The 22,430-nt window shown below is 59.0% G+C and carries 20 protein-coding genes, 1 other RNA gene and 1 pseudogene; 12 read left to right on the forward strand and 10 right to left on the reverse strand.

All coding sequences use genetic code 11. The features are described from left to right. Positions 1-65 precede the first annotated feature (65 nt). On the reverse strand, positions 66-323 hold the full coding sequence (locus DJ564_RS04735) for a hypothetical protein (RefSeq protein ID WP_109627874.1): 258 nt from the start codon (positions 321-323) through the stop codon (positions 66-68). Between the two features lie 35 nt (positions 324-358). Beyond that, positions 359-646, reverse strand: a pseudogene (locus tag DJ564_RS04740) (DUF6124 family protein); the annotation flags it as partial. A gap of 128 nt (positions 647-774) precedes the next feature. Between DJ564_RS04740 and DJ564_RS04745 the strand changes: the two are divergent. After that, entirely contained in the window at positions 775-1,209 is a 435-nt protein-coding gene (locus DJ564_RS04745; RefSeq protein ID WP_218277776.1) for a hypothetical protein, read from the forward strand. Here DJ564_RS04745 and DJ564_RS04750 read toward each other — a convergent pair. Then, a protein-coding gene (locus DJ564_RS04750; RefSeq protein ID WP_109627876.1) for an IS3 family transposase occupies positions 1,140-2,302 on the reverse strand; the annotation gives its coding sequence in 2 pieces (ribosomal slippage) (positions 1,140-2,047 and positions 2,047-2,302; 1,164 coding nt in all). The two genes, DJ564_RS04745 and DJ564_RS04750, sit on opposite strands and share 70 nt — an antisense overlap. A 77-nt stretch (positions 2,303-2,379) precedes the next feature. Between DJ564_RS04750 and DJ564_RS04755 the strand changes: the two genes are divergently transcribed. After that, positions 2,380-2,874, forward strand: coding sequence for a hypothetical protein (locus DJ564_RS04755; RefSeq protein ID WP_109627877.1), 495 nt, complete (start codon positions 2,380-2,382; stop codon positions 2,872-2,874). A gap of 356 nt (positions 2,875-3,230) precedes the next feature. Here the strand turns inward: DJ564_RS04755 and DJ564_RS04765 are convergent, their stop codons facing one another. Continuing rightward, positions 3,231-4,154, reverse strand: coding sequence for a hypothetical protein (locus DJ564_RS04765; RefSeq protein ID WP_109627879.1), 924 nt, complete (start codon positions 4,152-4,154; stop codon positions 3,231-3,233). Between the two features lie 33 nt (positions 4,155-4,187). Continuing rightward, positions 4,188-4,340 (reverse strand): hypothetical protein, encoded by a 153-nt coding sequence (locus DJ564_RS31930; protein WP_162556171.1) that lies wholly within the window; start codon positions 4,338-4,340, stop codon positions 4,188-4,190. Between the two features lie 245 nt (positions 4,341-4,585). On the opposite strand from DJ564_RS31930, the gene DJ564_RS04775 reads away from it, so the two are divergent. From DJ564_RS04775 to DJ564_RS04820, 10 genes are all read left to right on the forward strand, one after another. Further along, positions 4,586-5,518 carry an NAD-dependent epimerase/dehydratase family protein gene (locus DJ564_RS04775; protein WP_109627881.1) on the forward strand — a complete coding sequence of 311 codons (933 nt, stop codon included), beginning with the start codon at positions 4,586-4,588 and terminating at the stop codon, positions 5,516-5,518. A 62-nt stretch (positions 5,519-5,580) separates the two neighbouring features. Next, a complete protein-coding gene (locus tag DJ564_RS04780; RefSeq protein ID WP_109627882.1) occupies positions 5,581-8,394 on the forward strand; it encodes a bifunctional glycoside hydrolase 114/ polysaccharide deacetylase family protein in 2,814 nt (937 codons plus the stop codon). Beyond that, on the forward strand, positions 8,372-11,965 hold the full coding sequence (locus DJ564_RS04785; protein WP_109627883.1) for a tetratricopeptide repeat protein: 3,594 nt from the start codon (positions 8,372-8,374) through the stop codon (positions 11,963-11,965). The genes DJ564_RS04780 and DJ564_RS04785 overlap by 23 nt, the downstream gene beginning before the upstream one ends. Positions 11,966-11,993: 28 nt before the next feature. Continuing rightward, complete coding sequence (locus DJ564_RS04790; protein ID WP_109627884.1) at positions 11,994-12,512, forward strand: penicillin-binding protein activator LpoB; 519 nt, start codon at positions 11,994-11,996, stop codon at positions 12,510-12,512. Between the two features lie 5 nt (positions 12,513-12,517). Then, the gene (locus DJ564_RS04795; RefSeq protein WP_109627885.1) at positions 12,518-13,885 is read left to right on the forward strand and encodes a PelD GGDEF domain-containing protein; all 1,368 of its coding nucleotides are present in this window, start codon (positions 12,518-12,520) and stop codon (positions 13,883-13,885) included. Further along, complete coding sequence (locus DJ564_RS04800; protein WP_109627886.1) at positions 13,863-14,852, forward strand: HEAT repeat domain-containing protein; 990 nt, start codon at positions 13,863-13,865, stop codon at positions 14,850-14,852. The genes DJ564_RS04795 and DJ564_RS04800 overlap by 23 nt, the downstream gene beginning before the upstream one ends. Further along, positions 14,849-16,363: a GT4 family glycosyltransferase PelF gene (gene pelF, locus DJ564_RS04805; protein WP_109627887.1), complete on the forward strand. Its 1,515-nt coding sequence runs from the start codon at positions 14,849-14,851 to the stop codon at positions 16,361-16,363. The genes DJ564_RS04800 and pelF overlap by 4 nt, the downstream gene beginning before the upstream one ends. Beyond that, complete coding sequence (gene pelG / locus DJ564_RS04810; RefSeq protein WP_109627888.1) at positions 16,364-17,734, forward strand: exopolysaccharide Pel transporter PelG; 1,371 nt, start codon at positions 16,364-16,366, stop codon at positions 17,732-17,734. Between the two features lie 190 nt (positions 17,735-17,924). Next, a complete protein-coding gene (locus DJ564_RS04815) occupies positions 17,925-18,884 on the forward strand; it encodes an enoyl-CoA hydratase/isomerase family protein (protein ID WP_178082283.1) in 960 nt (319 codons plus the stop codon). Between the two features lie 37 nt (positions 18,885-18,921). Continuing rightward, the gene (locus DJ564_RS04820; protein WP_094469208.1) at positions 18,922-19,344 is read left to right on the forward strand and encodes an organic hydroperoxide resistance protein; all 423 of its coding nucleotides are present in this window, start codon (positions 18,922-18,924) and stop codon (positions 19,342-19,344) included. Positions 19,345-19,610: 266 nt separating this feature from the next. Here the strand turns inward: DJ564_RS04820 and DJ564_RS04825 are convergent, their stop codons facing one another. The 5 genes from DJ564_RS04825 to DJ564_RS04845 form a co-directional block, all read right to left on the reverse strand. Beyond that, on the reverse strand, positions 19,611-19,988 hold the full coding sequence (locus DJ564_RS04825; RefSeq protein ID WP_109627889.1) for a DUF6124 family protein: 378 nt from the start codon (positions 19,986-19,988) through the stop codon (positions 19,611-19,613). 386 nt (positions 19,989-20,374) lie between these two features. Beyond that, complete coding sequence (locus tag DJ564_RS04830; protein ID WP_109627890.1) at positions 20,375-20,578, reverse strand: hypothetical protein; 204 nt, start codon at positions 20,576-20,578, stop codon at positions 20,375-20,377. Between the two features lie 115 nt (positions 20,579-20,693). After that, positions 20,694-21,087: a transfer-messenger RNA gene (ssrA, locus tag DJ564_RS04835) on the reverse strand. Between the two features lie 115 nt (positions 21,088-21,202). Continuing rightward, positions 21,203-21,454, reverse strand: a complete 252-nt coding sequence (locus DJ564_RS04840; RefSeq protein WP_056741045.1) for a hypothetical protein — start codon at positions 21,452-21,454, stop codon at positions 21,203-21,205. A gap of 537 nt (positions 21,455-21,991) precedes the next feature. Beyond that, positions 21,992-22,267: a hypothetical protein gene (locus DJ564_RS04845; RefSeq protein ID WP_109627891.1), complete on the reverse strand. Its 276-nt coding sequence runs from the start codon at positions 22,265-22,267 to the stop codon at positions 21,992-21,994. Positions 22,268-22,430: the final 163 nt, after the last annotated feature.

The following is a 22,430-nucleotide window of genomic DNA, read 5'->3' on the forward strand; positions in this document are numbered from 1 at the left end:
CGGAACATCGCACTCATTAAACTCAAAAAAGGCACCTGCGATATTCTCGTCAGGTGCCTTTTTCGTTACATCGACGAAACCTGCGCCTGCAATCTTCGCCCGACCACATCCATCAAATCGCAGCCATCGCGCAGCGAAGTCACCAACACCCGCGCCAGTTCAATGTGAACCCCCTCGTTCACAGCAAAACTCTCCAGCAATTGAGTCACCGTGCGAATTCGGTAAGCCGCAGTTTCGTGCAATACGTCCAGCGGTGCTTCAGTGTCGATCAGCAGCGACGCGATGGTGCAGTCGATGCCGGTGACAGGCATGTATCGATCCATGACAAAACCTCCATTTGGTAAAAGAGCGCGACCACTCAGGGGTGGCTGGCGGACGGAGCTTCGGATACGCCATCGGGCGGATCGAGGTTGTCCAGCGCCCGGTTTACCAACAGTTCACCCAGCACCGCCAACTGCTGAATCGCCAGAGCCACGTTGCGGCGCGAGCCTTCGAGATCGCAGGCCATGTCGGTGGTCATGACGTTGAGGGAGGCGAGTGTTCCGCAGGCGTGAGCGAGTAGGGTTGGTGTGTCGACGTCGGGGAGGATTGTGAAGACGTGGCTGATGGGATCGGGGTGGTTTGGGTTGCGGAGGCGGGCGCTGATGAACTGCCGTTGTACTGGCTGCCGATAGCGCTGTTACCGTCACATCGTGGAAGGATGGAAATCAAGAGCGCAGGTATTTCAAAGGTGCCAACAAGCTGTACGAGCTGTCTCGGGGAGGGCCAGTAGGGTTGATGATTTACGGATCAGCCGGGCTGCAAGGTGTTCCTTGGGAGCTACCTATCAAAGCGTTTCGAGAAACCCTCGGTAGCGACCAGTTTGACCGACTGGAAACGTACCCAGAGCGTTTTTTTGAGTTTCTACAGCACAACGACAAGCTCTTTTCTGAGGAGACCAAAAATAAAGCGCTTATTAATTTAGTCGGTGCGGCAGTGTTCCGGCTTCAGATGCTAATCGCTGTCTATGCAGAAGTGGATAAGGTTGAAGGCCTTGCCGATAAAACTGACGAAGAAATTGAGGCTGCGCTCACTCTTGCAGAAGCCCAAGTCGATGCAATGGAGCTGCCTCTACTTCTGACAGAAGCAGACTGTAGTGGTCAACTAATCCCGGACACGACGTTAAGTTTTTCCTCGGCCCGCGCTGGAGCCAACCCATCGTTGAATTGATGAGGCCGAATCCAGTTGTAGCGATGCATCAAAAAATGGCTGATATCGCGCTGTGCTTCCTGCGCAGTTCGATAGCCCACGGTCGGTATCCATTCTGTTTTCAAGCTGCGAAATACGCGCTCCATCGGTGCGTTATCCCAGCAGTTTCCTCGTCGACTCATGCTTTGGCGCATGCGGTATCGCCACAACCGCTGGCGAAAGAGTCGGCTTGCATATTGCGATCCCTGGTCTGAGTGGAATAGCAGATCCGAAGGCCTGCCACGCTGCTCGTAAGCCATATCCAGCGCTTTGATCACCAGCTCAGCGTCTGGCTTTTCCGACAGCGCCCAGCCCACGATCCGACGCGTACAAAGATCCAGGACGACAGCCAGGTAATGCCACTTTCCTTGCGCCCAAATGTAGGTGATATCGCCGCACCAGACTTGATTGGGCGCAGGCACGTCGAACTCGCGGTTCAATGTGTTCGGGATATCCAGTCTTTCAACTGTTGCTCGTTTGTAGGCATGGGAGCCGGGTTGTTTGCTGACTAAATCAAGCTCGCGCATCAAGCTACGCACTTTGAATCGACCGAGTTGCTCACCGTCTTCACGCATCAGTGACAGGATGCTGCGACTGCCCGCAGAGCTGCGACTTTGCGAGAACAGCTCACTTACGCGACTACGCAATCGAAGCCGTTCAACATCCGGCGTGCGGCGCCGCAGGCGCTGGGCGTAGTAACACGAGCGAGTGACATCAAACACCTTGCACAGCCAATCAACCGGCTCATGTGCCCTCAACTGGTCAATCAGCGCGAACGCTCGTGATCTTCCGACATCAAGAGCGCGGTAGCCTTTTTTAGTATTGATTTCTCTCGCTCAAGCCGAGCAATCCGGGCTTCCAGCTCCTGAATTTTTTGCTGTTCCGGAGTCAGTGCCTTGCTCTGCGGGGTGACGCCTTTATGTTCTTTCTGAATCTGGTCAACCCAGCGGCGTAATGCCGATTCACCAATGCCGAGTGAACGGCTGGCTTCGATGTAGCTGTAGTTTTGTTTGAGCACAAGGTCGGCAGCCTCGCGCTTGAATTCAGGAGTAAAGGAGCGGCGTTGTTTGGTCATCTGACACCTCGATCTGGCGAGCATTCTCGCCTAAATGGGTGTCCGGTTTCATTAGACCACTACATAATGAGCCAAGGATGATGGATGCCAATTCGCCTGCAGTGATTCAGCCCTTCGCTACTACTCACATGATCGATACGTTCCGCACAGGGGTAGCTCCGGATGTACTTGGCTCAATTTACGGCTCGACCAACCAAGCCTTGACGGACTTAGGTACACGAGTGATGGCTGAGTGCGGTGCCCAGGTGCCGTTAACCGAGGAGCGCTTGAGTATCCTCGTGCAAGAGGCTCATACCGAACACACCGACCGGTGGTATCAGCAGATACGAAACCAGCATGTATTTCCACTTTCCAATATTATACATTCGCTCCCTCTGCCGGATATGGCAGGCTTGGCAAAGAGCTTAATTGAGCTAGAGTCACTGAAAGAGAGGGTGACGCGGCCTAGCGAGTCTGTTTCTGGCCCGATTGACGTTGCCGTCATTAGTAAACATGACGGGTTCGTATGGATCGATAGGAAGCATTATTTTAGACCTGAATTGAACCCTCGATTCTTCAAGCGAGCAGAATAATGGAGTCAGATATGATCTTCTCAGCGCCACAACCATCGAAACCTTCGGCGTCGGCTGACGCAAGGGATGCGTTGAGCATCGAGAATCAGCAGATCCGCCCCGCTCGGCAGCTAAAGGGTGTCAGTCAATACGATCTGATGATGCGTAAGCTGGATAGCAAACCTAGCGTACATGAGATTCTTGTGGCTTATTCGCAAACGTAAACTCGTTCGATTTTCTAAATCCGTGCATAGCGCGGGTTTTTATGTTTTACAGTCGTCAGTAATCGGAATCACCGAAGGACCGAACCATCCATCTCTAACCAAGGGGCGAAGGGAGGGTTTTAACCTTCGGAGCTTCGCCTAATCTGAATGTTCCTAATACTCCACAACCCCATCCCCCCGCAAAACCCACCCAGCCTCCCCAGCTACCAACCGATACCGAATCTCCCGCATCTTCCCCGTCCGTCCCGCGCCCTCATCTGCACTTTCATACACCGGAAACCGCCGCACCAACACACCCTCCACCACCGCAAACTCATCTTCGCCCTGATACCCCTCCGCTGCTTTCGCATTCTCACTAACAACCGGAAGATAAATCTCGCTCAACGATTTCTTGCGATTGGCCGCGTATGCAACCAACTCCCCCGGCATCCCTCGCCCAGGGGATCTGGCGAAAACGTAAATTTCCGGCGAACCATCCCGATCAAGGTCCGCCACCTCGGCCCGAACAATATTGCCGGTCAGCGACCGTGTGACTTCTGCGTTATCGATCTCCAGCCCTTGGGGCGAGATGCGTACGGCAGGGTTGCCGTCGACCCATTTCCCCGTCACATGAAAACGAATGCCCTGCAATTCAAGCGTCTGGTCAAATGGCTGACTGCTGTCCGAGGTGTCGGAGGGGCTGAGGTTCAAGGAAAGGTTGTAGTTCGCCACTTCATTGCGCCGTGCGGCGTTGCGCATGAGGTACACCTGAACCGTGTATTCGCCATCGGTGGGCAACGGCCCCATGAAGTGGTTGCCCATGATCGAGCCGTTAAACAGCGCGTAGTCCGCGCCTTTGGCGGTGATGTTGAAATAGGCCGAGGTGTTGGAAGGCTTGAGGTCGACGGTCAGTATCTGGCCTGCTTTCGCACTCACACGGTATTGCGCCGTGAGCCGGCCCTGGATGGACTGCTTGATCTCGACGGCATTGTTGCCTTTGTCAAAAGGGACTTGCTCTACACGAGGCGCGACGTCGGTGGCGGCCTGTGCCGACAGGGAAACCATGACTGTCAGGGCGGCAGTGATCCAGATGTTCATATTTATCTTCCTTAGAACAGCGCACCCAATTGATTACAGCTCATCCGACCTCACCGTGCGCTTGAAATGATGCTCCCAAAGCTTCATCCGGGGCAGGTTTTTGATGAGTTTTTGAACGCCGTTAAGGAGCCATTGCGGCGGATCGAAGTTGGGTTGGACATCGATGATAAGCAAGGCGTGATGCATGGCGTAGGCTCCGCTCTAGACGAGTCTGTGGGTCGCGCGTGGCAATTGTATGACAGCCTGTAGCTAATAAATGCCGCCAAATAAATGACTGTTTTCTGGCGGAATAACCGTTCGGCGACAAAGCAGACAAACTATTGACACTCTCTTTCTGATCTCCCATTATCGGCCGCGTTTTGATGGCCTTGCGCCATAGATCAGCGGACTTTAGCCACTCGTATCCGCTCTACTGTTCAGGGAGAGATTTCATGTTTGTTGAGCGAATACTGGTGACTGGCGGTGCCGGATTTATTGGGTCGCACCTCGTAGAAGCGTTGCTTGACAAGGGCTACAAGGTTCGTGTGCTGGATAATTTGTCGACCGGCAAGGTCAGCAATTTGCCGATGGATAATGCCAATCTGAACCTGGTCATTGGTGATGTCGCGGACGGCGCAGTAGTGGCACAAGCCATGCGCGATTGCGGTGCTGTCGTTCACTTGGCCGCAGTGGCCTCGGTGCAAGCGTCGGTGGATGATCCGGTCAGCACTCATCAAAGCAACTTCGTCGGCACCCTCAACGTGTGCGAAAGCATGGTGAAGGCCGGGATCAAGCGTGTGGTATTCGCGTCCAGCGCCGCTATCTACGGCAACAACGGCGAAGGCACGGCGATTCACGAAGACACGCCAAAATCCCCGCTCACGCCGTATGCCAGCGACAAACTGGCGAGCGAGCAATACCTCGATTTCTATCGCCGCGAGCATGGCCTGGAACCGATGATCTTTCGGTTCTTCAACATCTTCGGCCCGCGCCAGGATCCGTCATCGCCGTACTCCGGCGTGATCAGCATCTTTACCAAGCTGGCCTTGGCCGAGCAGTCGGTGGCGATTTTCGGTGACGGTTCGCAGACCCGCGACTTTGTCTATGTCCAGGACTTGGTGAGCATTCTCGTGCAGTCCCTGGAAGTCAGTGAACCGAGCCCCGGCGCGGTGAACGTTGGCCTGAGTCGTTCCACCAGCCTCAACGATCTGATCGCCGAATTGGGCACCGTCACCGGCAGCCCGTTGAAGGTGATTCATCACGCGCCACGTCAAGGCGACATTCGCCATTCGCGCGCCAACAACAGTCGCCTGCTGGAGCGTTTCAAGCTCCCGGAACCGACCGCCATCGGCAAGGGGCTGTCGCAGCTTATTCGCAGCCTGTAACCCGGCCGGTTCCACTGTCCGACATCCAAGCAGTATCGGTTCAGTCCATTCAAGAGTGAGTTATGGAAATCGTTTTTCGCAGGACGCGTGTCCGCGCGGCCGCTAAACGGCTGCTCGCCGCTTTAGCGTTGTTCGTGAGCGGGCCCGCGGTCCAGGCCGCAGCATTACCGCAACCCGCCAGCGTGGTTTTCTGGTACGCCGATCAACCACCCATTTCCGAGTTGGCTCAGTTCGACTGGTCGGTGGTCGAGCCGGGGCATATGACCGCGGGCGACGTCAAAACCCTGCGCAAGTTGGGCAGTCAGCCGTTCGCCTATCTGTCGGTGGGCGAGTTCCATGGTGGCAAGGCCGAACTCGAAAAGGCATCCCTCACGGGAGCGGTCAGCCCGGTACGAAACGGCGCGTGGGACAGCCAGGTCATGGACCTCGCGGCACCCGCCTGGCGCGAACATTTGTTCGGCCGAGCCAAGGCGTTGCAGGCTGAAGGCTACGCCGGGTTGTTCCTCGACACCCTCGACAGCTTCCAGTTGTTGCCGGAGTCGTCGCGAGAAACACAGCGTGTGGCACTCGCCGGTTTCCTGCGGGAATTGCACCAGCGTCAGCCGAACCTGAAGCTGTTTTTCAACCGTGGCTTCGAAGTGTTGCCCGACCTCGATGGCGTCGCTGCCGCCGTGGCAATCGAATCGATTCACGCCGGTTGGGACGCTACCGCCAAGCGCTATCGCCCGGTGCCTGAAGCCGACCGCGAATGGCTGGAAACCCAGATCCAGCCATTGCGCACCAAAGGCATCCCGCTGGTAGCCATCGACTACCTGCCGCCGGAGCGCCGCGATGAAGCGCGCAAACTGGCCAAGCGTCTGCGCGAAGAGGGCTTCATTCCTTACATCGGCACGCCTGAGCTGGACTCGATGGGCATCAGCAGCATCGAAGTCCAGCCGCGCCGCATCGCGCTACTTTACGATCCGCGCGAAGGTGACCTGGTGCGTAACGCCGGGCACACCTTGCTCGGCGGTTTGCTCGAATACCTCGGCTACCGGGTGGATTACCTGCCCGTCGACGGCTCCCTGCCGCAACACCGTTTCAGTGGTTTGTACGCCGGGATCGTGACCTGGATGACCAGCGGCCCGCCGCAGGACGCATCGGCTTTCAATAGCTGGATCGGCAAACGTCTGGACGAACAGGTGCCAGTGGTGTTCTTTTCCGGCCTGCCGATTCAAGACCCGCTGCTACTCAAGCGCCTGGGCCTGAACCGCTCGGCGCCGATCGGTACTCAGGCCTTGACCATCAGCTATCAGGACAAGGCGCTGATCGGCGCTTTCGAAGCCCCGGTGCAGCCCCGGTCCCGTGACCTGACCGCAATCTCCCTGCTGCCCAAAGGCCCGAAAGCCGCGTTGCTGCTGACCGCTGCCGACGGCCAGACATTTGCTCCGGTGGCGACGGCCGAGTGGGGCGGTGTTGCCCTTGCGCCGTACATTCTCGAAACGAATAACGAGCGCAGCCGCTGGATTCTCGATCCGTTCGCTTTCCTCCAGGCCAGCTTGCGCCTGCCGGTTCAGCCACGCCCCGACACCACCACCGAAAACGGCCGCCGCATCGCCACCGTGCACATCGACGGCGATGGTTTTCCGTCGCGCGCTGAAGTGCGCGGCACGCCGTATGCCGGCAAGCAGGTGCTCGACGATTTCATCCGGCCCAACCCGTTCCTGACTTCGGTGTCGATCGTCGAAGGCGAGATTTCACCGCGCGGCATGTTCCCGTTCCTGGCGCGCGAACTGGAACCCATTGCCCGTGAGTTGTTTGCCAACCCGAAAGTCGAAGTCGCCACCCACACCTTCAGCCATCCGTTTTTCATGCAGCCGGAAGTGGCGCAGAAACGTGAGAACTTCAACCCGGAATACGGCTTGAAGATGGCCATTCCGGGCTACGACAAAATCGATTTCCGCCGCGAGATTTTTGGCTCGCGCGACTACATCAACCAGCAGCTCACCACCCCGGAAAAACCGGTGAAGCTGGTCTTCTGGCCGGGCGATGCCTTGCCCTCGGCAGCGACCTTGAAACTGGCCTACGACGCGGGCCTGAAAAACGTCAACGGCGCCGAAACCATGCTGACCAAGGCCAACCCGTCGCTGACCGGTCTCAATCCATTACTGCGCCCCACTGAAGGCGGCTTGCAGTACTACGCGCCGATCATCAACGAGAACCTCTACACCAACCTGTGGAAGGGGCCGTATTACGGTTTTCGCGATGTGATCGACACCTTCGAACTCACCGACAGCCCACGGCGTTTGCGCGGCCTGCACCTGTATTACCACTTCTATTCGAGCACCAAGCAGGCCTCGATCAAGGCGATGAACGAGATCTACGGCTACATGAAGGACCAGCAACCGATGTCGCTGTGGATGAGCGACTACCTCGATCGTGTGCACGGCTTGTATCAAGCCAGTCTGGCGCGCACCGCCGAGGGCGACTGGCAGGTTCGCGGCATGGACGCGCTGCGCACCCTGCGACTCGACCCGCAAATGGGCTGGCCGGACCTGCTGCGTTCGCAAGGCGTCGCCGGTGTTCGCGATTTGCCGCAAGGTCGGTATGTGGCGTTGAGCAGTGACAAGGCATTGCTGGTGTTGCGTCCCGACCGGGATCAACGGCCGGCGCTGGAGGAGGCCAATCTGCCGTTAGTGGACTGGAAGTATGTAGACGAAAAACAGGTGAGCTTTTCGTTTGCCGGGCAGGTCGACCTGACCTTCTCCGTGCGCTCGGCGAGCAGTTGCCGGGTGGAAGTGGACGGGCAACCTTTTGCAGGCAAGGCATCCGCCGGCCTGTGGACTTTTCAATTACCAATGAAGCAGGTGAGTCATGGTCAGCTCTACTGCATCTAACTCCTCAGCAACTAAAAGCCGACGCCTGCTCAATCCCTGGGCATTGGCGGTGGTGGCGGTCGCCGTGGGCGGCCTGCTGTGGCTGACGTTCCAGCGCGAAGAAGTGTTCCAGCCGGACGGCCGCGAGCCGGATGCGGTCTCGGCCAATTACGCCGAATTGCTGCTGGCGGCGCACCCGGATGACGATCAGTTGCGCTTGCAACTGGTCGATCTGCTGATCCGTCTCGGCGACTACCCAAAGGCGCGCCAGCACCTTGAGAACTGGCCGAAGCCGGTCGTCGAGTTGCAGGCCTATTACCGTCTCGAACTCGATGCGCTGGAAGCGGCGAAGGTCGACGATCCGGTGGCGCAGAAAGCCTTGATCGAACGCCTGAAAAGCTTTGATCACCGCCTGCTGCCGCTACCGCAATTGCAGAACCTGGCCAAGCTGGCGCTGACGTTACAGGCACCGGCCTTCGCTGCCAGCGTCTACGAAGAAATCGCCGACCGCGATCCGGCTCAGCGCATTGCTGCGCTCAAGTCTGCCGCACAGTGGTACCTGGCCGGTGAGCAACCTGGCCGTGCCGCCGACATTTATCTGCTGCTCAAGCAAGACAGCCAACAAGCGTCCGAGCGTCGTGAATACGCGCAACTGGCGTTCAACAGTCTGTTGGCCGCCGGTCGCGGTGAACAGGCCGCGCGTGTGCTGGTCGATGAACTGGATCAGCTCAAGGATCCGCAAACCGATTCGCCGTGGCTGGAGCAGGGCGTCGACGTTGCCGTCGGCAGCAAGCGCTTCGATCTGGCCCAGCGTTTTCTGGATCAGTGGCGCGTGTTGCAGCCGGACAACCCGCAAATCCTGCGCAAGGAATTCAACATGCGCCTGGCCCTCGGCGACCTGGCCGGTGCGTGGGACAGTGGCGAGCAGCTTGTAGCTGAGCACCCGGATGACCTGGCGTTGCTCGAACAAATGGGGCATCTGGGCGAATGGCGTGGCGACATTCAGGCCGCGCTGAGCTACTGGATTCGTCTGCTGAAACTGCACGAAGACCCGCAAACCCGTGAACACGCTTGGCGTCTGGCCAGCCAGCAGTTCGATTTCGACCGGGCGATCCCTTTGCTCGCCGACATCATGGAGCAGCGTGCGCTGACCGATATCGAACTCGACGCGCTGAACTACGCTCACGAATCCCGTGGCACACCGACCCAAGCCGAAGCCTGGTTGCACGCTTACTTGCGCAAGTACCCGGCGCATCGTCTGGCCTGGACACGCCTGCTGCAAAACCTCGAAAACACTGGGCAGTTTGCGCAGAAAACCGAAGTCTACCAGCGCTACTCGAAACGCTTCGCACTGACCACGACCGAGCGCATTGACTGGGCCAACACCGACCTCAAGCTGTTTGATAATCAGGCGGCGTGGGACGTGTTGCAGGTCGATAACCGCAAGATCACCGATGAGGGTTACTGGCGCCTGCGCGCCGCCTTGGCGTGGGATCTGGAACTCGACGACGAACTTCAGGCTTCCCTGGAACGACTCCTCGCGCTCAAGGGTTCGCTCAACAGTGGCGACGAGAGTCAGCTGATCACCCTGTATCGAACCAGCGATCCGAAGCGCGCCTTGACCATGATGGTCGGCAGCTGGAAGCGCACCCGTGATCCGCAGCGTTTGGTCGAATCCTTGCAGCAAGCTCAGGAATTGCAGGACTGGCCGCAAGTGGTTGCGCTGCTCAAAGACGCCGAGCAGTTCCCGGAAGCCAACGAGCAAGCACAAGTGTTGGCGGTTCGCGGTGCCTTGGCGGTGCAGCAAGGAAATATCGACGAGGCACAGCGTTTGTATCTGTTGGGCCTGTCGCGTTTCCCGGATGACAACCTGTTCCGCGAGCGCCTGATGTGGCTGTACGTCGACCAAGGCAACACCGCTGCGCTCAAGCCTTTGCTGGCGGAATGGAAGCCCCAGGCGCGTCAGGACCGAATCCTCTGGCTGCCGTTTGCCAGTGCCAGTCAGATGCTCGGTCGCGATACCGAAGCGTTGGCCTGGTATCGCCTGTACCTCAAGACCAGTCCGCAGGATTGGCTGGTGCGCGCGGCCTATGCCGATGCCCTCGAAAGCGCCGGTTATCAAGACGCGGCGCAACGCTTGCGCTTGAAGCTGCTGCGCAGTCCCGAAGGCGAAAACATTCAGCCATCGTCACAGCGTTACGCGATCTGGTTGCGCTTGATGGCCAGCAGCTACTCGCCGGGCAAGGCGCAGCAGGAAGTGGCGAAGTGGAAGGATGGCTCGCCGGCGATGCTGCAGTTGTGGTTCGAACGCTTGCTGGCGCGTCTCGACGCAACCAACCAGGAATCGCAGAAAGACCAGTGGCTTGATTGGGCACGCAGCCAGGGCTTGAAGGTCCAGCGTTACGAAGAAATTCAGCAAGCCTTGCGCAGCCGTAACAAGGCACAAGTCGAAACGCTGTTGGCCAGTAGCGACCTCAACCCGGCGCAACGCGCTCAGGCGTTGAGTCGTCTCGGCCGCTTCGACGAGGCCCTCGACCTCAGCCAGTCCGCACTGGGTGATGACCAGCCGGCCGCCGTGCGTGAGCAACTGCGCCGACAGGCTGTTGAGCTCCAGGAACTGACGCCGCAAGGCGCGCAGATCTCCTGGCATCAACAGGATTTCGGTGGACTGGAATTCAACGCCCCGCGCCTGCAAATCGCGCACAACCTTGGCGCTCAGTGGTACGCCAACCTTGAGCTTGAAAACGGCACCTACAACAGCGATCAACTGATCGAATCGCGCATGGGCGATGAGCGCAACGCCGCGCTGACCCTGCAACGTTCGGTGGAGGACGGCGGCTACAAACTGTTCGCCGACACCAGCCAGCGCAAGGACGATGACCGTACCGGTCTGGGCCTGTCCCGGTCCTGGCAGTTGAGTGCCAGCGACCAGATCGAGACCGGTCTGGACTGGCATCGCAAAAGCGAAGACAGCGGCCTGATGCGCGCTTTCGGCCAGCACGACAGCGTGTGGGTCGGCGGTCGTCACGGGCTCTCGGCGCGGGATCAGATCAGCTGGGAGGTGGCGCAGAAATCGTTCTCCACCCGTGCGGGCGATTCCCTGGGCAACGGCCAGGCGCTGAAGATGGAATACAACCACACGCTGGAATTCGCCGGGCCGAACTGGACCGTGCGCAGCGGTGTGGATTATCAGCACAACAACGTCAAGGACCGCACCCTGGACTACCTGTCCAGCGCCAACGGCGGCCCGGTGAAAAGCGTTGATGACTCGGACGACCCCGCGGTCGTGACGGCCGACGATCTGCTGCAAAGCCGTTACGGCCAACTGTATGTCGGCAGCTCATGGCGTCGCGGTTTGCCGGGCGCGCTGGTGCGCACTCGCCCGCAATACACCTGGCTGGTGGACGTGACGGCGGGCTGGCAATGGCTGGATCAAACCTTCAACTACGGCATCAACACCGGGATCGGCGTCGAGGTGCTGGGCGGTGACGAATTGGCCCTCACCGTCGGCTACCAGTCCGCGCCACAAGGCGGGGATGGTCAGGCAGGCGGAACACTGGGTGTGAGCTACGGCGTGCGATTCGGACGCTGATCATGAAATGTTTACAGGAGAAAAACTGATGCAAGCAATTCGTAATCTGAGCCTGGCTCTGGCAGTCCTGTTCGTCGCCGGTTGCGCGAGCTTCACCGGCGACACCAGCCCGAACCTTGCGCGTAATGCGAAGTGGGGTACCGTGCCGATGATCAACTATTCGCAAACCCCGCAAGCCGGTGAACGCGCCGAGCAGATTTTGCTCAGCGTGCTCAGCAGCCATGGTCTGCAACCACGGGTTTACCCGGTCAGCACTCAGGGCGAACAAGCGCTGATGGACGACAACGAACGCCTGGCTGGCGCCCTCGACTGGGCACGGGATCAGAAGCTTGATTACGTGGTCGCCGGCAGCGTTGAAGAGTGGCAGTACAAGAACGGTCTGGACGGAGAACCGGCCGTGGGCATCAGCCTGCGCGTGCTCGAAGCCAGCAGCGGTCGTGTGCTCTGGAGCAAAAGCGGCGCGCGTGCGGGCTGGTCCCGTGAAAGCCTCGCCGGCACCGCGCAAACGGTGCTCGACACACTTGTTGGCGCCCTTCGGTTCGAGTGAATGCAATGAATTCTCCTCACATGGATTACACCCTCGCGCCGCGTGCCAGCGGCCCGGTGTCTTGGCTGGAAACGCTGTTGGTCACCGGCGCGGCGATCGGCCTGGGCTTGTGGCTGACCCCGCAAGACCCGTTGCAAATGCACGCCGGTTTCCCTTGGCCGGTGCTGGCGCCGCTGCTGTTGGGTGTGCGTTATGGTTTTGTGCGTGGCCTGCTCAGCGCCAGCCTGTTGGTGGCGGCACTGTTTGCGCTGCGCTATATCGGGCATGAAGCCTACGCGCAGCTTGATCCGTCGTTTATTGTCGGCGTACTGGTCAGCGGCATGCTGGTGGGCGAGGTTCGCGATCTGTGGGAACGGCGCTTGCAGCGTCTGCAGATGGCCAACGATTACCGCCAGTATCGACTCGACGAATTCACCCGCGCGCACCAGATTCTGCGGGTCTCCCACGACCTGCTGGAGCAGCGCGTGGCGGGCAGCGATCAGAGCCTGCGCAGTTCGTTGCTGGGTTTGCGCGACAAGCTGCGGGTGATGCCGGATGAAGGTGATGCACTGGCCGTGTTGGCCGATCCGATCGTGGCCATGCTGGGTCAGTACGGCGCGTTGCGTGTGGCCGGTCTGTATCGCGTCGATGAGCGCGAAGAAAACGTGTTGCCCGAAGCCTTGGCGACCATCGGCGTCATGGGGCCTTTGGGCACCGAAGACGGTCTGGTCAAGCTGTGCCTGGAGCGCGGTGAACTGGTCAGCGTGCGTCAGGAACTGATTGATGCCGGCAGCTCGGCGCAGTTCTCGTCGTTGCAGGCCTGTATTCCGTTGATCGATGCCGAAGGGCGTTTGCTGGCGATCCTGGCGGTGCGGCAGATGCCGTTCTTCGCGTTTCAGGATCGCACGCTGAGCCTGTTGGCGTTGCTCGCCGGGCACATCGCCGACCTGCTGCGCCGCGACCCGCAAGTGCTGCAACTGGCCGACGCCGATGCGCAGCAGTTCACCCTGCAACTCAAGCGTTCACTGGTGGATGTCGAGCAGCACAAACTGGCGGCCGGCCTTTTCGCCTTTGAAATGACCCGTCCCAACGATGAGCTGTCGCGTCTGTTCGAACGCAGCCAGCGTGGCCTCGACCTGCAATTGCCGCTGCGCAACAACCGCGACCATCAGCTGTTGCTGGTGCTGTTGCCGTTGACCAGTCCGCAAGGCACCGAAGGTTATCTGGCGCGGATGAACCTGATGCTGCACGAACACTTTGGCATTGAAAGCAGCCTCGACAGCCTCGGCGTGCGCGTGTTGCCGTTCAACCTGGAGCCTGGCTGTGAACGCAACGGGCTGCGTAATTTCCTGTTCAACGAGTGTGGCCTGAATGATCAGCAAGTGGCTGTTTAGCGGAGCCTTGTTGTTAGAGGCGGGCAGTTGGGCCAGCTTGTGGCTCGCGGCGCCTGAGTTACAACAATTGCTGGTGTTCACCCTCAGCCATGGCTTGGCGTGCGTGATGTTGTGCGCGGCCGTGTGGCTGTTGCTGCCGGCGCGCTACCGTTCGCCGCTGCCGTGGAGCCCGCTGTTTATCTTCAGTCTGGCGTTCTTCGTGCCGGTGCTCGGCGCGGTCGGCGTGGTGGCGGCGATCTTCCCGGCGCTGTACCTGCCGCGCAAACGCGACAAGCAAGCGTGGCAAGCGGTGGGCATTCCGAAACTGCCGTTCCGGGCGCAGTTGCAACTGCACTCGCCGATCTTCGCCGATGGCGGTTTGCAGGACGTGTTGCGCCATGCGCCGGATCCGGATCAGCGTCTGGCCGCCCTGTTGGCGACGCGCCGCATGCCCGGCAAAGAAGCGGTGCCGATCCTCAAACTGGCCCTCGGTGACCCGAGTGACGATGTGCGCCTGCTGGCGTATTCGATGCTCGACAAGCAGGAAAGCGACATCAACCTGCACATCCAGATCGCGCTCGGCGAACTGGCCGGTGCCACTGCCAAAGCGGCAGGTGCGCTGCACGGCAGGCTGGCGCGCTGGTATTGGGAGCTGGCGTATCTGGGCCTGGCGCAAGGCAGTGTGCTCGATCACGTGCTCACTCAGGCCAGCGAACATGCCGAGCAAGGTCTGAAAGCGGGCGAGGGCGGTGAACTGTTCTTGCTGGCCGGGCGCATCGCTCTGGAGCGTGGTGACGTCGAGCGTGCCGAAGTGCTGCTGAGTCAGGCGCAAGAAAACGGCATGGGCGCCGCGCAGGTGCTGCCGTTTCGCGCCGAGCTGGCGTTTGAGGCCGGTCGTTACCACGAAATTCCCGGACTGCTCGCACGCCTTCCCGAGGAAACCCGTCAGCGGCCGCCGTTCGCCGCATTGGTCAGGAGCTGGACATGAGTCACAAGGAACAGGCACCGGTTGCCGACATCTGTCTGCTGCTCGAAGGCACCTGGCCTTACGTGCGCGGGGGCGTTTCCAGCTGGATTCACCAGATGATCCTCGGCCTGCCGGAACTGACCTTTTCGGTGATGTTCATCGGTGGCCAGCGTCAGGCCTATCCGTCTCGGCGCTACGAAGTGCCGGCGAACGTGCTGCACATCGAAGAAGTCTTCCTTGAAGATGCGACCCATCCGACCGACAGGCTAGTGGAGCCCCGCGAGGCTGATGAACAGCAGTTGCAGGATTTGTATCGCTTCCTGCATCACCCGGACGCGCCAGACCCGGCACTGGGCGAGCGCTTGCTTGACTGCATCGCCCAGGGTCGCATGACCCTCGACGACGTGCTGCGCAGCCGCGCCAGTTGGGAGTCGTTGAGCGAAGGCTATCGCCAGCATTGCGCCGACCCTTCTTTCGTCAATTATTTCTGGACCCTGCGTGCGATGCAGTCGCCGTTGCTGATGCTCGCCGAAGCCGCGCAACGGATGCCGAAGGCGCGGGTGCTGCATTCGATTTCCACCGGGTATGCGGGCTTCCTCGGCTGCATCCTCAAGCAGCGCTGGAACTGCACTTATCTGCTCAGTGAGCACGGAATCTACACCAAGGAACGCAAGATCGACCTGGCCCAGGCCAGCTGGATCGCCGAGAGTTCCGGCCAGGCGCTGAACCGCAGCCTCGACGCCGGCTCGGGTTACATCCGCACGTTGTGGGTGCGTTTCTTCGAACGCATCGGCCAGCTGACGTACAACAGCGCCGACAACATCATCGCGCTCTACGACGGCAACCGTCAGCGCCAGATCAAGGATGGCGCCCTCGCGGCCCGCACCCAAGTCATTCCGAACGGCATCGACTTGCCGGTGTGGACCGCAGCGCTGGAATCCCGCGCCCACGGCATTGCGCCTGTGGTCGGTTTGATCGGCCGTGTGGTGCCGATCAAGGACGTGAAAACCTTTCTGCGGGCCATGCGCGGCGTGATCAGCGCCATGCCGCAAGCCGAAGGCTGGATCGTCGGCCCGGAAGAGGAAGACCCGGAATACGTCAGCGAATGCCGCAGCCTGATGGCCAGTCTGGGCCTGGAGGGCAAGGTGCATTTCCTCGGCTTCCAGCGCATTCAGGACATCCTGCCGAAACTCGGCCTGATGGTGCTGACCTCGATCAGTGAAGCGCAGCCGCTGGTGATCCTCGAAGCCTGGGCCGCCGGTACACCGGTGGTCAGCAGCGACGTGGGGTCATGCCGCGAGTTGATCGAAGGCGGCAGCTCTGATGACCGCGACCTCGGGCACGCCGGCAAAGTGGTGGCGATTGCCGATCCACAAGCCACGTGCGCCGCGATCCTTGAACTGTTGCGCAGCCCGCGACGCTGGCAGGCCGCCCAGGCCAGCGGCTTGTTGCGGGTCAATCGTTATTACACCGAAGCCTTGATGTTGCAGCGTTACCGCGACCTGTATCAAGCCGCCATGGAGAACAGCTAAATGGCCGGTATTGGCTTTGAACTGCGAAAAATCCTTTCGCGCGATTCCTACACGGCGACCTTGCACGCCTACGTCTACGCCGGACTGATCAGCTCCGGGCCGTGGGTGTTGTCGATCATCAGTGTGATGCTGGTGGGCATCATCAGCATCGGCCTGCTGCTGCCGAACATGCTGGTCGGGCAGTTCCTGGTGACGGTGACGTACCTGATGGCCACCTCGTTGATCCTGACGGGTGGCTTGCAGTTGTTCTTCACACGCTTCGTCTCCGACCGCTTGTTCGAGCACAAGTACGATCAGATCCTGCCCAACCTGTTGGGCGTGTTGTTGCTGGTCACCCTCGGCGCCGGACTGCTGGGCATTGTCGTGCTGGGCTTGTTATTCGACGAACCGCTGATTTACCGCGTGTTGGTATTGGCGAACTTCGTGGTGCTGTGCAACTTGTGGCTGGTGATCATCTTCCTCTCGGGGATGAAGGCCTATAACCGCATCCTGCTGGTGATGCTGGTGGGTTACACGCTGATGGTCGCGAGCGCCTACCTGCTGAGCTTTTTGCAGATGCCGGGCTTGCTGCTGGCGCTGTTGATCGGGCACAGCACGCTGCTGTTCCTGTTCCTCTACGACATCCTGCGCGAGTACCGCGCCGAGAAACTGATCGCCTTCGATTTCCTCGACCGGCGCAACGTTTTTCTCAGCCTGCTGGCCACCGGCTTCTTCTACAACCTGGGGATCTGGATCGACAAATTCATGTTCTGGTTCAACCCCGGCACCTCCAACGAAATCGTCGGCCCGCTGCGCGCCTCGATCCTTTACGACTTGCCGATCTTCCTCGCGTACCTGGCGATCATCCCCGGCATGGCGGTGTTCCTGGTGCGCATCGAGACTGATTTTGCGGAGTGGTACGACCGCTTGTTCCGGGCGATCCGCGAAGGCGAAACCCTGCAACACATCGGGCAATTGAAAACCGAAATGACCTTGTCGATCCGCCAAGGTCTGCTGGAAATCTGCAAGGTCCAGGGGCTGACGGCGGTGCTGTTGTTCCTGTTCGCACCGCGCCTGCTGGAATGGCTGGGCATCTCCAGTTATTACCTGCCGCTGTTCTACATCGACCTGATCGGTGTGAGCATTCAAGTGGTGTTCATGGCGTTGCTCAACGTGTTCTTCTACCTCGACAAACGCACCGTGGTGCTGGAGCTGTGCGTGCTGTTCGCGGTGTTGAACGCGATGCTGACGCTGTTCAGCATGTACCTGGGGCCAAGCTTCTTCGGGTACGGGTTTACGCTGTCGTTGCTGATTTGTGTATTGCTGGGTTTACACAGGCTTTCGACGGCGCTGGAAGATCTGGAGTACGACACGTTCATGTTGTCTCGCTGACGTTACGGTCAGACAAAAAAGGCACTGGCGATGATCGCCAGTGCCTTTTTTTGTCCGACTGACGTCACTTGTGAGTCGAATTTACGCTGCTAGGCTTGTTCAGTCGGTCCATTCCGGCATGCTCAAAAACTGCTTCAGACTGTAGAACGTTGTACGCGGGAACCCATGTTTTTCTACTGGAGGTTTTCCCATGAGACTGCAGCTATTCAACGCAGCGATCATTGTCGCCAGCATGGCGGCCACCGGCTTGTCTCTCGCCGGTGAAGCAGCGTCCACATCCGCTTCACAACCCGACAAGACACAACCCGCCAACGCGGTAAAACAGCAGATCAAGCTCACCCGCATCACCCCCGAGTATTGGCGCGTCACCTTCCACAATCCGCCGTACAACATCTACGGCCCCGAGACCATGCCGCAGTTGAATGAGGTCGTCACGGCCATCGAGACCGATCCGAAAGTGGTGGTCGTGGTCTTCGACAGCGACGTCCCGGACTTCTTCCTCACTCACTACGACTTCGTCCCGCCGCTGACCGACACCACCAGCCTGCCCAACGGCCCGACCGGCCTGCCGCCATTGCCTGACATGCTGGTTCGTTTGAGCAAGGCGCCGGTGGTCTCGATCGTGTCGATCCGCGGTCGTGCCACTGGCGTTGGCAGCGAGTTGGCACTGGCCAGCGACATGCGCTTCGCCAGCCGCGAAAAAGCCATCCTCTCGCAATGGGAAATCGGCGCCGCCCTGGTGCCGGGCGGCGGCCCGATGGCGCGCCTGCCACGGCTGATGGGCCGCGGGCGCGCGCTGGAAGTGCTGCTCACCGGCAACGACATCAATGGCGAACTCGCCGAGCGTTACGGCTACGTCAATCGCGCGCTGCCCGACGCCGAACTCGATAAATTCGTCGACACCATGGCCCGGCGTATCGCCCGGTTCGACAAGCAGTCGATCACCGACATCAAACGTCTGGTCGACGCCGCCAGCCTGCCACCCAACGAAGCCATCGCCGCCGAATGGGAGGGTTTCATCGGCTCGGTCAAACGCCCGGCAGCGCAGCAACGCATCACCCAACTGATGGAGCTTGGCCTGCAGAAAAAAGCCGACGTCGAAAAACGCCTGGCGCACTACACCGGCACCTTGGGCGAGGCCTCGAAATGACCTCGCGGTTGTTCAATCCTGATCAGGAGTCACTGTCATGAGTGCAGCACTGGAAACCGTTCTCTACACCGCCAAAACCCACACCGTCGGCGGCCGCACCGGCACCGGCAAATCCAGCGACGGCGAACTGGACGTCAAATTCAGCTCCCCCGGCTCGGGCAAACCCGGCACCAATCCGGAGCAACTGTTTGCGCTGGGCTATTCCGCCTGCTTCATCGGCGCCATACAGGTGGCGGCGGGCAAGATGAAAATCAAATTACCGGAAGACACGTCGGTGGATGCCGAAGTGGACCTGGGTAAAACCGCCAGCGGGGACTTTCAGCTGGCGGTCAGGTTAAACGTCAACTTTCCTGGATTGGAGGAGGGCGTGAAACGAGAACTGGCTGACGCGGCGCATCAGCTCTGCCCGTATTCGCGGATGACGCGGGGGCATGTGTCGGTGGATTTGAAAGTGCTTTGAATGCGCTGAAGAAATCCCCGCCATACCCCTGACCAATGTGGGAGCGGGCTTGCCCGCGATAGCTGTAGGTCAGCCGATAAATATGTCGACTGACACACCGCCATTGCGGGCAGGCTCACTCCCACAGGTGATCTCCAGCGAAAACAAAATCTGTGTGCGACAAAAATCCACTGTGGGAGCGGGCTTGCCCGCGATAGCTGTAGATCAGCCGATAAATATGTCGAATGACACACCGTCATCGCGGGCAAGCCCGCTCCCACAAGGAATCAACTGCGTGGCGCAGATTTCGGCACGACGACGTTATCCAGCATCCGATTCACCGCCAGTTCCGCCAGCATCACAATCTGCTGGATCGCCATCGCCGTATGCCGATGCGGCCCTTCCAGATACCCCGCAAAATCACCCGCCATCACACTGGCTTGGGCCAATGATTCACAGGTATGGGCGAGCAGGTCTTCGTCCTTGATATCTGGGGCAACGAGAAACATCGTGCTCGGTTTGCGGGAAACAGGGGATTTCAGGGCGGAGGGGTTGAGGTAATGATCGAGCGCGCGGTCGGCGGCGTCGTGGAGTTTTTTGGAGTCGAGGGATTCGTAGGGGGAAACGTCGTCCGGGGCGGGCGGGTTTGGTGTTTCTTTGATCATGGCAATCGTCCTTTTAAGTCATTGGAGCTGCCACTCTTCCGATTCCACTCGAATAGGTGGCAACTGTGCGCGGGGTGGAAAAACCGAGATAAACGGACAAAACCCGGCAGACCCGAAGGCCTCCCACGCACAGCCGCCATAACTTGAACCTGCGGCCGAAAAAAGCGCCACAGTATGCCATGGGGGCATGTTTGTTTATCTTCGGGTTTCCACACCCGATCGCTGATGTGCAGCGACCGCCAAAGACTATCTACTCAGCTTCCTACCCGACAACCGCCGGGACTTGTCGGAAACCTCCCCGGAAATCATGGCGTCTGTAGGATCAGGGCGAGATTTGTTGTTTAAAAGAACCCCTTCAATCCCGGCGCTTCTTACAAGACCAGAACCTAGTTCGAAGCCCCAACCCCAAACTTCAACCCACCCCAACTCCAGCCCTTCGACTGCTTCGTATAACAGCCGGCCTGATTCCTGGGCTCGGCATCACAGGCAATCCGCCCGTTTTTGTTGGTGTCAGTGGTGCGGTCGTTGTAATGCGCACAACCGGACGCCAGGAACAGGGTAAACGCGACAACCAGTGCTTTGAATTTCATGGCGGCATCCTTGCGGGTAGATCGCCAGCATAGGTCTGGTTGTGTTTAACCACAAATCACCAACCCCCAGATGCAACAAAACCCGCACTTGGCGGGTTTTGTCTTGCTTCGTATTTGGTGGAGCCGGGGGGATTTGAACCCCCGTCCGCCAGTACTCCGCTGTCGGTACTACATGCGTAGCCGTTTCTATTAAGTTAACCCTCAGCGACCCGAAGGGCAGGGTGCTTTGGGCGAGTTGTGTAAGTTTTAGCCGCTTCGTCCACAACGTACTGCACGGCGATTCTGTTCTATATGACAATCACTTTGGGTTTACAGACATCCCCTGATGATTGCTGGACCCGAAGGTACCAGGAGGGAAGGGCTAAGGCTGCTTACGCAGCGAGAGCGTATTCCCCGTAGGTTTCGTCATTGGCAACTATAGAAAGTTGCAACAGTGGATTTACGAGTTCTGTTACCAACTCGGCATGCACCTAAAGTTTCGCAACCGGCGTCGAATCCTAAACGGCCCCGAGCCTGTTGCTCGGTGAATCAAAGTGAGCAACAAGCCTGCGCAGTGTACGCCAACACGCGTGAGAAGGCCAACCCGAAGGTTGGCCGCGAGTGGTTACGGGTTGGGTTTGTTGCTCAGTTTGTCAGCGCCAATGCCTGGATGGCCTCGGTGGCGCATTTTTTGTCGTCTCCGGCGGCTTTTGAAGTTTTGGCGCTGGCCAGCAGTCTTTTGATCTCCGGTGCGTTGGTGGAGGTCGCTGGTAGCGCATTCACTTTGGCTTCGAGCTCCTGCAGTTTGCTCGTACAAAGGTCGTTGTCCGCTGCAAATACGGGAGAGGCCAACATTGCAGCAGAGATGAACAAACCAGCGAGTGCGGTACGTTTCATGGATATCTCCTTGTACTGATGGTCTCGGTGCTGCCGTATGAGCGGGCGGCTCGGGCGAGTCCGAAAAGTAAGCCACGATTGATGAGGGCTTACCTAAAAGACTACGACGCCGCGCAGAAATTCGGTTTTTTCAGAAAGGCTATGAAAAGACTGTTTGATAGTCGATAGGGGCAGTGGCACTAAAAATGGGGGGCAATTGCTTCTGTATCGCTGGTGTGCCTCATCAAGGACAAATCGGATCGCTGCACCGCTCGCTCCTACGGGATTAGCGCCTTCCACGGGTTTTGGCTTGATGTCGAGTTTTTTTCTCAGCGACGCGGGCGGTTCACACATGACCAATCCTCCGATGCAACAAACCCGCACTTGGCGGGTTTGTTTTGGGGCGAGTTGTGTAAATTTTAGCCGCTTAAACCGGCGTCGAATCCTGAACGGCTCCGAGCCTGTTGCTCGGTGATTGAAAAGTAAGCAACAAGCCTGCGCTGTGTACGCCACCGCAGTGGATAAGGCCAACCCGAAGGTTGGCCTGGTCACACGGGATTACTTGTTGGTTGGGTTGCGCGTTTGAATTTTCTCAAGCAAACCGCTAGTGATTCCAACGCACCCCTTGTCGTCCCCTGCGGCTTGGGCTGCTTTTGCTTTGTCCAAGTCGGCTTGTACGTTGTCCTTGGCGTTTTCTGATGTGGCGGGATCAGAGTCCAGTACCTGCTGAATTTGGCTCATGTTTTGTTTGCAAAGGTCTTTATCTGCCGCAAACACCGGCGAGGCCAACAGTGCGGCGGTGATGAACAATCCAGCAATTGCAGAGTGCTTCATGGGTATCTCCTTGCGCATGAGGGCTCGGTGCTGCCGGTGAAGTAGGCTGCTGGCCGAGGTGGTTATAAGCCCGTTCACAGGGCTTAGCTAAATGACTATAGCCGCATGCTGGAGTTCGGTTTTTTTTTGAAGGAGTGTCGAGAAGTTCGGCGCAACGGCAGTG

Source organism: Pseudomonas sp. 31-12, assembly GCF_003151075.1.
GTDB lineage: Bacteria > Pseudomonadota > Gammaproteobacteria > Pseudomonadales > Pseudomonadaceae > Aquipseudomonas.

Bases quoted from the DNA above. Each gene is read 5' to 3' on its own strand.
- DJ564_RS04775 (WP_109627881.1), top strand. From the start codon at position 4,586: ATGTTTGTTGAGCGAATACTGGTGACTGGCGGTGCCGGATTTATTGGG.
- DJ564_RS04820 (WP_094469208.1), top strand. From the start codon at position 18,922: ATGAGTGCAGCACTGGAAACCGTTCTCTACACCGCCAAAACCCACACC.
- DJ564_RS04735 (WP_109627874.1), bottom strand. From the start codon at position 323: ATGGATCGATACATGCCTGTCACCGGCATCGACTGCACCATCGCGTCG.
- pelG (WP_109627888.1), top strand. From the start codon at position 16,364: ATGGCCGGTATTGGCTTTGAACTGCGAAAAATCCTTTCGCGCGATTCC.
- DJ564_RS04825 (WP_109627889.1), bottom strand. From the start codon at position 19,988: ATGATCAAAGAAACACCAAACCCGCCCGCCCCGGACGACGTTTCCCCC.
- DJ564_RS04800 (WP_109627886.1), top strand. From the start codon at position 13,863: ATGATCAGCAAGTGGCTGTTTAGCGGAGCCTTGTTGTTAGAGGCGGGC.
- pelF (WP_109627887.1), top strand. From the start codon at position 14,849: ATGAGTCACAAGGAACAGGCACCGGTTGCCGACATCTGTCTGCTGCTC.
- DJ564_RS04795 (WP_109627885.1), top strand. From the start codon at position 12,518: ATGAATTCTCCTCACATGGATTACACCCTCGCGCCGCGTGCCAGCGGC.
- DJ564_RS04785 (WP_109627883.1), top strand. From the start codon at position 8,372: ATGGTCAGCTCTACTGCATCTAACTCCTCAGCAACTAAAAGCCGACGC.
- DJ564_RS04815 (WP_178082283.1), top strand. From the start codon at position 17,925: ATGAGACTGCAGCTATTCAACGCAGCGATCATTGTCGCCAGCATGGCG.
- DJ564_RS04840 (WP_056741045.1), bottom strand. From the start codon at position 21,454: ATGAAACGTACCGCACTCGCTGGTTTGTTCATCTCTGCTGCAATGTTG.
- DJ564_RS04765 (WP_109627879.1), bottom strand. From the start codon at position 4,154: ATGAACATCTGGATCACTGCCGCCCTGACAGTCATGGTTTCCCTGTCG.
- DJ564_RS04845 (WP_109627891.1), bottom strand. From the start codon at position 22,267: ATGAAGCACTCTGCAATTGCTGGATTGTTCATCACCGCCGCACTGTTG.
- DJ564_RS04755 (WP_109627877.1), top strand. From the start codon at position 2,380: ATGATGGATGCCAATTCGCCTGCAGTGATTCAGCCCTTCGCTACTACT.
- DJ564_RS04830 (WP_109627890.1), bottom strand. From the start codon at position 20,578: ATGAAATTCAAAGCACTGGTTGTCGCGTTTACCCTGTTCCTGGCGTCC.
- DJ564_RS04780 (WP_109627882.1), top strand. From the start codon at position 5,581: ATGGAAATCGTTTTTCGCAGGACGCGTGTCCGCGCGGCCGCTAAACGG.
- DJ564_RS04790 (WP_109627884.1), top strand. From the start codon at position 11,994: ATGCAAGCAATTCGTAATCTGAGCCTGGCTCTGGCAGTCCTGTTCGTC.
- DJ564_RS31930 (WP_162556171.1), bottom strand. From the start codon at position 4,340: ATGCATCACGCCTTGCTTATCATCGATGTCCAACCCAACTTCGATCCG.